Source organism: Flavobacterium seoulense (assembly GCF_000695795.1).
Lineage (GTDB): Bacteria > Bacteroidota > Bacteroidia > Flavobacteriales > Flavobacteriaceae > Flavobacterium > Flavobacterium seoulense.
The window spans coordinates 354005-365668 of sequence record NZ_JNCA01000001.1 but is presented as its reverse complement, the minus strand read 5'-3'; the positions used below and the strand labels follow the sequence as shown (position 1 = coordinate 365668).

Sequence of the window (11664 nt, the reverse complement as noted above, 5' to 3'; positions counted from 1 at the left end):
TTAAGATAAAAGTATAATGTATAAAGATTTTTAATTTTTGGTTTTTCTTAATACTTAATTCTCTAAATCTTAATACTAAAAATCAGGTTTCCTGCGGGATTTTTTAATTTCAGAAAGATTCTTTTTGTCCTTAATTCGTTTCTTAATAACTGATTTTGGTATTCTTGTAGCCTTTCTGATTTTAGGAACTATAAGCCCTTTTCTAATCAATTCTAAAAAACGTTTAGTTACAATTTCTTTATTCTTAAGTTGGCTTCTGTCTTCATCGCAGTTTAGAATCAAAATCAAATCAGAAGTTAATCTAGAAGAAAGATTGTTTTCTAACAACAATTTTTCTTCGTCTGACAAAGCCTGAGAATTTTTCAAATCGAAAGACAATACTACTTTCGACGAAACCTTATTCACGTTTTGTCCTCCAGCGCCACTGCTTCGTACAGCTTTATATTGTAATTCTGATATAAGTTTATGAATCTCCATTTTATAAAGACTGATGCGCTTCCTTCAATAAATCATTAACGGTTTTTACCGGATTAAAAGTAATCAAAGGCACTTCAACAAAAACAGTTAACCAATTTGCCATGGCACCATTCCATAAACCTGGTAATTCGTAACTTTTAATATCTTTCCCCAAATGATTTTTTTCGACTATAAAACCACTATTCTCATCTACAAACTGACGTAAATCAAACTTTTCGTTTTTATAATTTTTGATAGCGCAAACTAAATCTACCGGATTAAAATGAGTGGCATTTTCCATGATTTTAACCTGCTTTTTATTGTTTAAATCTACTTGTGAAGATTCTACAATTTGCAATGAAATTTCTTTTTGTCCGTTTTTTACCCAGAAAGGTCCTCCTCCTGGCTCACCCTCATTCTTTACCATTCCGCAAACTCTAATTGGACGATTCAAAATAGATTTCAAAACTTTAATTTTATTCTCAAAAGTATATAACTCAAAATCTGGTTTGACCTCCATATTTAATTTCACTTTCAAGAAATTCTTGATTTCTTCTATCTGATTATCTTCAATCGTGTAAAGATCAATTAAATTCAAACAAGCAAAAATTTGTTGTTGCAACTCCAAAAGGATTCCTGCCAATGCTTTTTTATAAAGAGCTATTGTATCATTATTATGAAGAATTACATTATCGATGTTTTTGATAAAAATAATATCAGCATCGAGCTGATTCAAGTTTTCAATTAAAGCACCATGTCCTCCAGGTCTAAAAAATAATTTTCCATCTTCAGTTCTAAAAGGTTTATTATTCATACTCACCGCAATAGAATCGGTACTTTTATGTTGATAAGAATACGTTACTTCAATCGTAGTATCTGTTTCTTTTTCAACCTTAGCTTTCACATTGCTTATAATTTGCTCAAAATGTTTTTGATGCGATTGTGAAACTGTAAAATGTAAATGTGATTTATTATTGCTACTTGAGTAATAACCACATTCATACAAATGTTCTTCTATGGGCGTAGCAATATTCGCAACATATTTATGAAATGGCAGAATACCTTTTGGTTTAGATGCAAAATCAAAATACTCTGAATCCAGCATGAATTTTATAAAATAGTAATTTTTATAATCACGCGGAAAAGAATCAAAATTGAAAAATTCTTCTTTTAATTTTTTATAAATGATATCAAAAAAAGGCAACTTATCCATCCCCACAATAAAAACAGGAAGTTTAGTGTCTTTTTTTCTGTTGATGTAAGCATTAATACTTTCTCTCTCAAGATCAAACTCATTCAAAAAAACGGTTAGAAACTTAAACATTCTACTAGCAGCCCCTGAGGCCGGAACAAACTTTAATAATTTTAAGTCTGATTTATTTTCATCAAAAAAATTAGCTTTTTCAACAAACTCTACTATACTGAATTTTAAAATTCCATTTTCAACAGTAGCTGCTTCGAGCAGTTCTACCTTAGCAATTCCTTTTTTAAAAATAGCGAGTTGCTTTTGTATATTTTCTAATGAAACTCCATGCTGATTGATTTGTTCAAAATCCTGTTCTGACAATCCCATACTTTTAATCTTATTTAAATCTTCAATTAAATTAGATTGCTCTAACACCGAAACGTTTATTTCACTCATAAATAATTAGAAAAATATTATTCTAAAACAAGCTCTTCTTTTGACTGCTTTTGTTCTTTATCCAAAATTTTCTTCCATTCTAAATAACCAAAAATGGCAAGAACTGTAAAAATTAAATATTGCAAAGAAGTAAATGTATATCCCTTACAAAAATACAAAGGTATCGAAATGAAATCTCCTACAATCCAAAAAATCCAATTTTCTATCTTTCTCTTAGCCATCAGCCACATACCTACAAAAAATATAGCTGTCAATAAAGTATCTACATAATTGTACCAATCCTTGAATTTATCGAAATATTGATACACTAAAACAACAAAAAGTAAAGTCAGAACAAAAATAACAGTCCCAAACCAATATTCTTTTTTACTGGCAACAGCAACAGGAAATACTTCAACATCTCCTTTTTTCCTGGTCCAATGGTACCAGCCGTAAATACTCATTATGAAGTAATAACCGTTAATCATCGAATCGCCCAATAATTCCCATTTCCAAAGCAAATAAGCATAAATTGATGTACTCACTAAACCTGTTGGAAAAACTAAAATATTATCTTTTTTAGCAAACCAAACACTAGCCAGTCCAAAAAAAACACCCATTAATTCTAACACAATTTCCGAAGTAGGATAAGTTGCATATTGAGCAAAAAAATAATCTATCATTTATGAATTTATTTGAACATTAAAAAAATCAGCATCTTTTTCAAAAGCTGTTCCTATCACCACTAAATCAGCACCTGACTGATAAGCATTTTGAATTCCCTGAAAATCTACAATTCCGCCACCTACAATTAAGGGAACATCTGTATTTTGAACTATCTGTTCAATCATTTTTAACGGAACAGCTTTTTGTGCTCCACTTCCCGCTTCCAGATAAATCAATTTACTACCTAACATTTCCCCTGCCTGAGCAGTTGCTAAAACCAAATCAATATTATCTCTACTTATTGGTTTAGTTTTACTAACTCTTTCTACTGCCGTTTCACCTCCACTTTCGATTAAAATATAAGCCGTTGAAAGAATTTCGAGTTGGGTTCTTTTTAAAATTGGCGCAGCTTTCACCTGATGTTCAATTAAATAATCAGGATTTCGCCCAGACAATAAAGACAAAAACAAAATTCCATCAGCATGATTTGAAATTTGAGAAGAATGTCCAGGAAACAGAACCACCGGCAAAATACAATCTTGTTTAATTCTCAAAATTAAATCATCTAAAATATCATTTTCTACCAGGCTTCCGCCAATGAAAACATGAGTCGCCGGAGATTGATTTATCTTGTCAATCAGAATAGTCAATTCGGCCAGAACAATTTTATCAGGGTCAAGCAGAATAGCCAATAATTTCTGATCATTTGCTTTAGCAAATTGTATATCGTGGTAAATTGTTTTTTTTTTCATCTGATGGTAAAAGTAAAAAGTTTTTACAGAAGAACCATTTCGAAACAATTATATTTGTTAGCACTTTCTAATCATAAAATTTAATTTATCATGATTGCTGTTAGTTTACTTGAAGAATATGGCGGAATTATAAAAAACTATAAGAGTGGCGATTTCATTTTTGAAGAAGGAAATCGTCCTTTACATTATTACCAAATTATTTCGGGCGAAGTAAAAATGAACAATTACAATGATGAAGGCAAAGAATTCATTCAGGGAATTTTCTATAAAAATCAATGTTTTGGTGAGCCGCCGCTTTTTATTGACCAAATGTATCCTGCCAATGCAGTAGCTGTAATTGATTCGGAAATAATTATAATTACAAAAGACAAGTTTTTAGATTTACTAAAAAACAATTCCGAGATTAGTTTAAAAATCATCAAAAACTTATCGCAACGACTGTATTACAAGTCAGTTATGGCAGCCGAGATTTCTTCACAAGATCCCGAACATCGCGTTTTAAGACTAATTGATTATTCTATAGAACAATTAAATTTTAAAAAAGAAGAAGCTGGTTTCTTAATTAATTTCACGCGGCAACAAATAGGCGATTTAACTGGTTTAAGAGTAGAAACCGTTATCAGAGCCATAAAATCCTTAGAAAAAAAAGGTGATTTAAAAATAATTAATCGAAAAGTATATCGATAAAAAAATTAGTTTTTCATGATTTAAGTCATAAAATGGAGCTCTAATACCGTGGTAAATTTGTGGTATTAAAACACATTATTATGACACTTTACAACCACACTTTCGAAAAATTCAATGAAAATTTCATAGGATCTGCAACATTAAGCATTCTTGTACAAAGCTGTTTTGGCGGGGCAGCGGCCATGAGTGTATTAGCCAATGGAACTTCATTGATACAAATGATTCAATTAGCCGTAATCGTTCTAATTTGTATGATTGCAAATACATCTATTCTTGCTCAAATGAAACACAAATTCATTTTTAATCTAACATTAATAAGTATCGTTTCAAGTATTATTTTCATCATTTTAAACCATCTGTAAAGTGAAAGAAGATATCAAAAACAGAGCAGATATTTCGGTGCTGGTGCATCAATTCTATGAAAAAATAAGGGCTGATTCAGAAATCGGTCCTTATTTTAATGAGCTAATTACAGATTGGGATTCACATTTAGAAAAACTAACTGATTTTTGGGAAACCAATTTATTTGGTATTCGAAAATTCAAAGGCAATCCCATTGCGGTACACAATAAGGTAGATGAACATTTTCAGGGGCAAATTAGCGCAAATGAATTTGGAATCTGGCTCAATTACTGGTTCCAGACTTTAGACTCTCTTTTTGAAGGAGAAAATGTAGAAATTTTAAAAAACAGAGCCCGAAAAATGGGTAGTTTTCTATATTTGAATATGTTTAAAAACAGATCCGCTATTGTATAAATTACTGCTCTAAAGCATAAACCAAAGTAAAATTTTCTATTTCTTCAAAATAAAGCCGAAATCCTTTATTCAAACCATTAAAATTCAAACTTGCAGTTGCTTGATTGTTATCTAAATCAAATTGATTGACTGAAATATGATCTTTAAAGCTGATTCCTTTTTCGTTTCTGATTTTAAAAATTGCTTCTTTGGCTCCCCAAATTACCGTTAGTTTCTTAATGTATTCGGCTGTGTTCTTTCGATCTAAATAGTCAAATTCAGTATCACAAAATTTATCGGCAATGCGAAGGATTTTTTCCCGTTGCAATTCCATATCAATTCCCACAATTTCGTCACTAATAATTATTGATGAAAACTCATACGAATGCGTTATCGAAATATGCTTTCCGTCGTGAAGATGTGGTTTCCCAAAAACATCATAATACAAATCAAAACTGCTATATCCTGCTTCGCTCAAAAGTTTGCGAACACTCAGAAATCCACGTTGATGCAATTCAGATTTCATATTCTCAACTCTTGACTGACATTTAGAATCCAAACCTACTTCTTTTGATAACTGGTCAAAAGATTCCGTTATCTTCCAAACGTATATGGTAGTTGTCGCGTTAAATTGTATTTTTTTATATAATGGCATTTTCTAATTGTGAATGATAAATTTTCAATTATTAATCTTGCTGTAAATAAAACCTGAAGAAGTAATTTACAATTGATAATTAACAACTAAGCATTAAATTGCTAGTATTCTAAAGATTAAGAAATTAAACATTTCATAAATCTAACAGAAAGTAGTAAAATTCAAAAAGTTATTCCGTAAATTTGCAAAAATTTTACAATACAAATATACTATAAATGAGCACAACGACTACGCCTTATGTGGCTTTCAAAGTAAAAGATATTTCTCTTGCGGCTTGGGGAAGAAAAGAAATTGAATTAGCAGAAGCTGAAATGCCAGGTTTAATGGCACTTCGCGCTGAATATAAAGACGAGCAACCATTAAAAGGTGCTCGTATTGCAGGATGTTTACACATGACGATTCAAACTGCAGTTTTAATCGAAACTTTAATCGCTCTTGGTGCAGAAGTTACTTGGTCTTCTTGTAACATTTTCTCTACTCAGGATCAGGCTGCTGCCGCTATTGCTGCTGCTGGAATTTCAGTTTACGCTTGGAAAGGTCTTGACGAAGAATCATTTGACTGGTGTATTGAGCAGACTTTATTCTTTGGTGAAGACAGAAAACCATTGAACATGATTCTTGATGACGGTGGAGATTTAACAAACATGGTTATCGATCGTTACCCGGAATTAGTTCCTGGAATCAAAGGTCTTTCTGAAGAAACTACAACTGGTGTTCACAGACTTTACGAAAGAGTAAAAGCCGGAACTTTACCAATGCCTGCAATTAACATTAACGATTCTGTTACTAAATCTAAATTTGATAACAAATACGGATGTAAAGAATCGGCTGTAGATGCTGTACGTCGTGCAACTGACTTAATGCTAGCTGGAAAAAGAGTAATCGTTTGCGGATACGGTGACGTTGGAAAAGGAACTGCAGCTTCTTTCAGAGGTGCTGGTTCTATTGTAACAGTTACTGAAATCGATCCAATTTGTGCTTTACAAGCTGCAATGGACGGTTATGAAGTTAAAAAATTAAACACTGTAATTGCTAATGCGGATATCATCATTACAACTACAGGAAACAAAGATATCGTTCTTGGAGAGCACTTCGAGCAAATGAAAGATAAAACTGTTGTTTGTAACATTGGTCACTTCGATAACGAAATTGATATGGCTTGGTTGAACAAAAACCACGGTGCGTCTAAAATCGAAATCAAACCTCAGGTTGACAAATATACTATCAACGGAAATGATATCATCATTTTGGCTGAAGGCCGTTTAGTAAACCTTGGTTGTGCTACAGGTCACCCAAGTTTTGTAATGTCTAACTCATTTACAAACCAGACTTTGGCTCAAATCGAATTATGGAACAACAGCGCAGCTTACAAAAATGAAGTTTACATGTTACCAAAACATTTAGATGAAAAAGTTGCTGCTTTACACCTAGCTAAATTAGGCGTTGAGCTTGAAGTTTTAAGAGAAGATCAGGCTGCTTATATTGGTGTTGAAGTTCAAGGTCCATTCAAACCGGAATACTACAGATACTAGTATTAAGATTTTAGTACTAAGAATTAAGATAAAACCCTTGCAGTAATGTGAGGGTTTTCAATTTTTAATAAAAAACAAAACTTCAAAAACATGAAAAACTTTTTCTTTTTAGGTATTGCCATTATATTCGAAATTATCGCTACTTCTGCGTTAAAAAAATCAGAAGAATTCACTAAATTAATTCCTAGTATTATTACAATTTTGGGATATTGTGGTGCATTTTACTTTTTGAGTTTTGCCATTAGAACCATCCCCATCGGAATTGCTTATGCTATTTGGTCTGGAGTTGGGATTGTTTTAATTACTATTATTGGAGCCTTATTTTTCAAACAAATACCAGATCTACCTGCAATTATTGGGTTAGCATTAATTATCATTGGTGTTATTGTAATCAATCTGTTTTCTAAAACTACCGGGCACTAATTATCATTTTAAACTATTTCAATATTGTGTTTAAGAAAAAACAAATATAAATTTTACACTTACTAATTAAACCTTTGCTTTTATTTAACATCTAATGTTGACTATAACCAATTTATTATGTGTAAATATTTATCATTTTTGTTCTTACTAGCTTCTTCCTTTTATGCTTCCGCACAAAATAGCTATACCTTAAAAGGAAAAGTACTTAACATCAACACCCAACTTCCGTTAGAAGCAGCTACAGTCTATATCACTACTGTAAAAGATTCTACTGTATTAGAATACACTTTAACGGATAAACATGGAGATTTCAATTTTACAGTTAAGAAAAATGACAAACCTGTCTTTCTAAAAGTGACTTACGTAGGATTTGAAACTTTTACTGAAGAGCAAAAAAATATATCATCCAATAAAGATTTCGAAAATGTTTATCTTGCCGAATCTGTAAACACGCTTAACGAAGTAACCGTTAAAGGCGAAGCACCTCCTATTCGGGTTAAAAATGACACGATTGAATACAATGCTTCATTATTTAAAGTACGTCCGGATGCCAACGTAGAAACCTTATTAAAACAGCTTCCCGGACTTGAGGTAGATAGTGACGGAAAAATTACTGCCAATGGTAAAGAAGTAACGCAAGTTTTAGTAAACGGAAAACCTTTTTTTGACCGTGATGGCGCAATGGCTCTAAAAAATCTTCCTGCCGAAATCATTAATAAAATTCAGGTGTCTGATTTTAAAACCAAAAAAGAGGAATACTCTAAAGATCAGGCAGCATCTGATAATGCAAGTATTAATTTAACGATTGATGAGGACAAGAACAAAGGATATTTTGGAAAATTCCTTGCTGGCTATGGAACAGATGATCGTTACGAATCCAGTTTTTTAGTAAACTTTTTCAAAAATAACAGAAAAATAAGCCTTCTGGGATCTTCCAACAACATTAATGCCCAGGGATTTTCCCAAGACGAGGTTTTTGACAATATGGGAGGCGGAAGAAATAGTCGAGGAACAACAGTTAACAGAGGACAAGCCAGCGGAATTACCAGATCTAATTTATTAGGAGCCAACTATTCTGATGAATTTTTTAAAGATCTTCAGGTAAGTGCTAACTACAATTATTCAGATACGCATACCAAAAATCTAAACATATCTAATACAACAAATTTTAGACCTGATGGTAACTTCAACACTATTTCTAATTCAAAAACCGATAGCAGAAATAGCAGTAACAGAGCAAATGTTGAATTGGAATACAAGATATCACCAACCATGCGATTGTTTGTTGCACCAAAATTCAATACTTCAACATCAGAAAGTAATCCTGAATCAAATAGCAGCACAACTAATTTAGAAGACAATACATTAACAAATGATGCGTTTTCGAGATCGATAAATAAAAGCGAATCTAAGAGTTTTAGCAACTCAATCAATTTCAATAAATCATTTGAGAAAAAAGCCCGAAACTTGAGTTTTGTATTCAACAACAGTAACAACAATTCTGATTCAGATAATTTTAGCGAATCCCGAACACGATTTTTTGTCACTAATGACAGCATTATCCGAAACCAAAACATTAAAAACAAAAGTATCAGTGATTCCTATTCTGCTGAAATCGAATATACCGAACCTGTAACCGATTCTATTCGTTTTAAAATAGGTGTTGAATATAATTTTCAAAACAACATCAATGACAACAAAACTTTTGACGATAATAATGGAAATTATACCGATCTAAACGACGCTCAGACAACTTACATGACTTCTAAGCAAAACAGTATTGCTTCAAAAGCTGGAATTCGTTTTGAAAAAAACAAGTTTACATTCGATATCAATTCGTCAACATCTATAGTACAATACGATAATCATTCTTTTTACTTAGGTCAGGGAATTGATTTAAACAAAAAATACGTTTTACCTTATGGTAGTGCACAAATTAGATATAGAGCTGATCGTTCTAAGTTTCTTACTGCCAGATACAATTATAATCAATCTTTACCATCAGCATCTCAATTGCTTCCTATAGAAAATGTTTCGAATCCTTTAAATACAATTACGGGTAATCCAGATTTGAATCCTACCGAAACACATAGTGCTAACATTAATTATCGAAATTTTGATTTCCGTACCCGTTCCGGCTACAATCTATATTTCAACAGTAACTTCAATAATAACGATGTAATTTCCACTACTACTTTTGATGCCAATAACAGAAGAGAAACCTCATACCAAAACATTTCAGGAACTTACTCTTTATCAGCAGGTGGTAACTGGAGTAAATCAATTAAACAAGAAGCTAATTTATTGCGTTACGGATTAGCCATGAACATCAATTATTCTTTCACTAAAGGATTTACTGATGGTGTTTTATATGGTGCAAAAGCCAGCGGAATATCTCCTAGAATTTATTTAAATTATGATTACGGAGAATTTTTCACCATTGCTCCTTCTTATAATTTTTCATACAACGAAACAACATACGATATTAGCTCTCTAAATGCCAGATCAAATGTGGTTCACAGACTCAATCTACAAACTACAAGCTATTGGCCTACAAACTGGATTTGGGGTAACGATTTTGGATACACTTACAACTCTATCAATCAAAGTTTCTACCTATGGAACACCAGTTTGTCTTATACTTTTTTAAATAAAGCATTTATGGCTAAAATAAAAGTATACGATTTACTAAACCAAAACCAAAGTATTACCCGAAGCATATCAACAACTTCAGTTAGCGATAACGAGAATACCGTTTTAAAACGCTATGCAATGTTTTCATTAACCTATAATATTAAAAATTTCGCCGGAAAAGCTCCTGGCGGTAGAAACAGAATGGAAGGCATGGACAGAGGCAATCGTCCTCCCGGAGGTTTTGGTGGCGGCAGACCTGGTGGCGGTGGCCCAATGGATTAATCAAACCCTAATTATTAATTCACTTTTAGACAACAAATGCCCTTACTTTCCTGGAGTAAGGGCATTTGTTATTTATGTACTTTTTTAAATGATTTATCAACGTATTATAAAGAAACTCTCATTGTAAATCTATTCAATCTTTGTGAACTCGACTGGATTCAAAACAATAAACTTCTGAGCCGTAATCAGATACGCTGTTCATTTACATCAGAAAACTATTTTCATCACTTTTAAGCATAAAAAAACCTGCTAGCTAAACTAACAGGCTTTAAACAAATTGAGAAAATCAATTAAGCTTCTACTTCAAATGGAAGGATTGAAACGTATGATTTGTTATCTCTTTTCTTTTGGAACTTAACAATTCCGTCTACTTTTGCGTGTAGAGTGTGATCTTTACTGATGTAAACATTTTCACCTGGATTGTGTTTCGAACCTCTTTGTCTTACGATGATGTTCCCTGCGATAGCAGCCTGTCCTCCATAAATCTTAACACCTAAACGTTTCGATTCTGATTCTCTACCATTCTTAGAACTACCGACACCTTTCTTGTGAGCCATGATGTTTTAGTTTTAATATTGTTATTATTCTTGAGTATCTTCTTTTTTAGCTTTAGCTACTTTTTTCTTTGGAGCTTCAACTTCTTCTGTAGTTGCTTCAGCTGCTGCTTTTTTAGTAGCCGCTTTTTTAGCACCTCCTGCAGTAATACCTTCAATTACAATTTGAGTAAGATATTGTCTATGACCATTTCTCTTTTTGTATCCTTTTCTTCTTTTCTTTTTGAAAACGATAACTTTGTCTCCTTTTAAGTGTTGTAACACTTTAGCTTCTACTGAAGCACCTTCTACAGCCGGGGCGCCTAAAGTTACATTTCCATTATCGTCTAACAAAAGAACTTTATCAAAAGAAACTTTTGATCCTTCTTCGTTAGCTAAACGGTGAACATAAACCTTTAAGTCTTTGCTTACTTTAAATTGTTGCCCTGCTATCTCTACGATTGCATACATACCAAATTGATTTATTGATTTTTAAGGTTGCAAATATACAACTATTTTTTTACCACGCAATCACTAAATTAAAAAATTAATTCTTTCTGTTTTCTCTTTATTTTCAACAGCTTACAAACAGAATTCTAACTTATATTTTTGTTAAAAAAACTTCTGTCATACAATCAATACTAAAAAAAAGTATTTTTGAACTAACAACGATACTCTTTGAAGTATT

The 11664-nt window shown here is 32.2% G+C and carries 13 protein-coding genes; 6 read left to right on the top strand and 7 right to left on the bottom strand.

Going from position 1 to position 11664, the window contains the following annotated elements; all coding sequences use genetic code 11:
- Nucleotides 1-75: 75 nt before the first annotated feature.
- From arfB to FEM21_RS01365, 4 genes are read right to left on the bottom strand one after another with little or no spacing between them, the layout of a single operon-like run.
- On the bottom strand, nucleotides 76-477 hold the full coding sequence (gene arfB / locus FEM21_RS01380; protein ID WP_035656900.1) for an alternative ribosome rescue aminoacyl-tRNA hydrolase ArfB: 402 nt from the start codon (nucleotides 475-477) through the stop codon (nucleotides 76-78).
- A gap of 1 nt (nucleotide 478) precedes the next feature.
- Nucleotides 479-2098, bottom strand: coding sequence for a DUF4301 family protein (locus tag FEM21_RS01375; protein WP_081824621.1), 1620 nt, complete (start codon nucleotides 2096-2098; stop codon nucleotides 479-481).
- 17 nt (nucleotides 2099-2115) lie between these two features.
- Complete coding sequence (gene pnuC / locus FEM21_RS01370) at nucleotides 2116-2760, bottom strand: nicotinamide riboside transporter PnuC (RefSeq protein ID WP_035656898.1); 645 nt, start codon at nucleotides 2758-2760, stop codon at nucleotides 2116-2118.
- Entirely contained in the window at nucleotides 2761-3495 is a 735-nt protein-coding gene (locus tag FEM21_RS01365; RefSeq protein ID WP_035656895.1) for a geranylgeranylglyceryl/heptaprenylglyceryl phosphate synthase, read from the bottom strand.
- 90 nt (nucleotides 3496-3585) lie between these two features.
- On the opposite strand from FEM21_RS01365, the gene FEM21_RS01360 reads away from it, so the two are divergent.
- The 3 genes from FEM21_RS01360 to FEM21_RS01350 all read left to right on the top strand — a co-directional run bounded on the left by FEM21_RS01360 (nucleotide 3586) and on the right by FEM21_RS01350 (nucleotide 4938).
- A complete protein-coding gene (locus FEM21_RS01360; RefSeq protein WP_035656893.1) occupies nucleotides 3586-4182 on the top strand; it encodes a Crp/Fnr family transcriptional regulator in 597 nt (198 codons plus the stop codon).
- Nucleotides 4183-4262: 80 nt separating this feature from the next.
- A complete protein-coding gene (locus FEM21_RS01355; RefSeq protein WP_035656892.1) occupies nucleotides 4263-4544 on the top strand; it encodes a hypothetical protein in 282 nt (93 codons plus the stop codon).
- A gap of 1 nt (nucleotide 4545) precedes the next feature.
- The gene (locus FEM21_RS01350) at nucleotides 4546-4938 is read left to right on the top strand and encodes a group III truncated hemoglobin (RefSeq protein WP_035656890.1); all 393 of its coding nucleotides are present in this window, start codon (nucleotides 4546-4548) and stop codon (nucleotides 4936-4938) included.
- A 1-nt stretch (nucleotide 4939) separates the two neighbouring features.
- Here FEM21_RS01350 and FEM21_RS01345 read toward each other — a convergent pair whose 3' ends face one another.
- The gene (locus FEM21_RS01345; protein ID WP_035656886.1) at nucleotides 4940-5572 is read right to left on the bottom strand and encodes a 4'-phosphopantetheinyl transferase family protein; all 633 of its coding nucleotides are present in this window, start codon (nucleotides 5570-5572) and stop codon (nucleotides 4940-4942) included.
- A gap of 215 nt (nucleotides 5573-5787) precedes the next feature.
- Between FEM21_RS01345 and ahcY the strand changes: the two genes are divergently transcribed.
- The 3 genes from ahcY to FEM21_RS01330 all read left to right on the top strand — a co-directional run bounded on the left by ahcY (nucleotide 5788) and on the right by FEM21_RS01330 (nucleotide 10443).
- Nucleotides 5788-7104: an adenosylhomocysteinase gene (gene ahcY, locus FEM21_RS01340; protein WP_035656884.1), complete on the top strand. Its 1317-nt coding sequence runs from the start codon at nucleotides 5788-5790 to the stop codon at nucleotides 7102-7104.
- A 90-nt stretch (nucleotides 7105-7194) separates the two neighbouring features.
- Nucleotides 7195-7527 carry a DMT family transporter gene (locus FEM21_RS01335; protein WP_035656882.1) on the top strand — a complete coding sequence of 111 codons (333 nt, stop codon included), beginning with the start codon at nucleotides 7195-7197 and terminating at the stop codon, nucleotides 7525-7527.
- Nucleotides 7528-7644: 117 nt separating this feature from the next.
- Nucleotides 7645-10443 (top strand): outer membrane beta-barrel protein, encoded by a 2799-nt coding sequence (locus tag FEM21_RS01330; protein ID WP_081824620.1) that lies wholly within the window; start codon nucleotides 7645-7647, stop codon nucleotides 10441-10443.
- A gap of 290 nt (nucleotides 10444-10733) precedes the next feature.
- Here FEM21_RS01330 and rpmA read toward each other — a convergent pair whose 3' ends face one another.
- Together rpmA and rplU are read right to left on the bottom strand one after the other, a co-directional pair.
- The gene (gene rpmA / locus FEM21_RS01325) at nucleotides 10734-11000 is read right to left on the bottom strand and encodes a 50S ribosomal protein L27 (RefSeq protein ID WP_035656880.1); all 267 of its coding nucleotides are present in this window, start codon (nucleotides 10998-11000) and stop codon (nucleotides 10734-10736) included.
- A gap of 24 nt (nucleotides 11001-11024) precedes the next feature.
- Nucleotides 11025-11447 (bottom strand): 50S ribosomal protein L21, encoded by a 423-nt coding sequence (gene rplU, locus FEM21_RS01320; RefSeq protein ID WP_035656878.1) that lies wholly within the window; start codon nucleotides 11445-11447, stop codon nucleotides 11025-11027.
- Between the last annotated feature and the right edge of the window lie 217 nt (nucleotides 11448-11664).

Bases quoted from the DNA above. Each gene is read 5' to 3' on its own strand.
- arfB (WP_035656900.1), bottom strand. From the start codon at position 477: ATGGAGATTCATAAACTTATATCAGAATTACAATATAAAGCTGTACGA.
- FEM21_RS01375 (WP_081824621.1), bottom strand. From the start codon at position 2,098: ATGAGTGAAATAAACGTTTCGGTGTTAGAGCAATCTAATTTAATTGAA.
- pnuC (WP_035656898.1), bottom strand. From the start codon at position 2,760: ATGATAGATTATTTTTTTGCTCAATATGCAACTTATCCTACTTCGGAA.
- FEM21_RS01365 (WP_035656895.1), bottom strand. From the start codon at position 3,495: ATGAAAAAAAAAACAATTTACCACGATATACAATTTGCTAAAGCAAAT.
- FEM21_RS01360 (WP_035656893.1), top strand. From the start codon at position 3,586: ATGATTGCTGTTAGTTTACTTGAAGAATATGGCGGAATTATAAAAAAC.
- FEM21_RS01355 (WP_035656892.1), top strand. From the start codon at position 4,263: ATGACACTTTACAACCACACTTTCGAAAAATTCAATGAAAATTTCATA.
- FEM21_RS01345 (WP_035656886.1), bottom strand. From the start codon at position 5,572: ATGCCATTATATAAAAAAATACAATTTAACGCGACAACTACCATATAC.
- ahcY (WP_035656884.1), top strand. From the start codon at position 5,788: ATGAGCACAACGACTACGCCTTATGTGGCTTTCAAAGTAAAAGATATT.
- FEM21_RS01335 (WP_035656882.1), top strand. From the start codon at position 7,195: ATGAAAAACTTTTTCTTTTTAGGTATTGCCATTATATTCGAAATTATC.
- FEM21_RS01330 (WP_081824620.1), top strand. From the start codon at position 7,645: ATGTGTAAATATTTATCATTTTTGTTCTTACTAGCTTCTTCCTTTTAT.
- rpmA (WP_035656880.1), bottom strand. From the start codon at position 11,000: ATGGCTCACAAGAAAGGTGTCGGTAGTTCTAAGAATGGTAGAGAATCA.
- rplU (WP_035656878.1), bottom strand. From the start codon at position 11,447: ATGTATGCAATCGTAGAGATAGCAGGGCAACAATTTAAAGTAAGCAAA.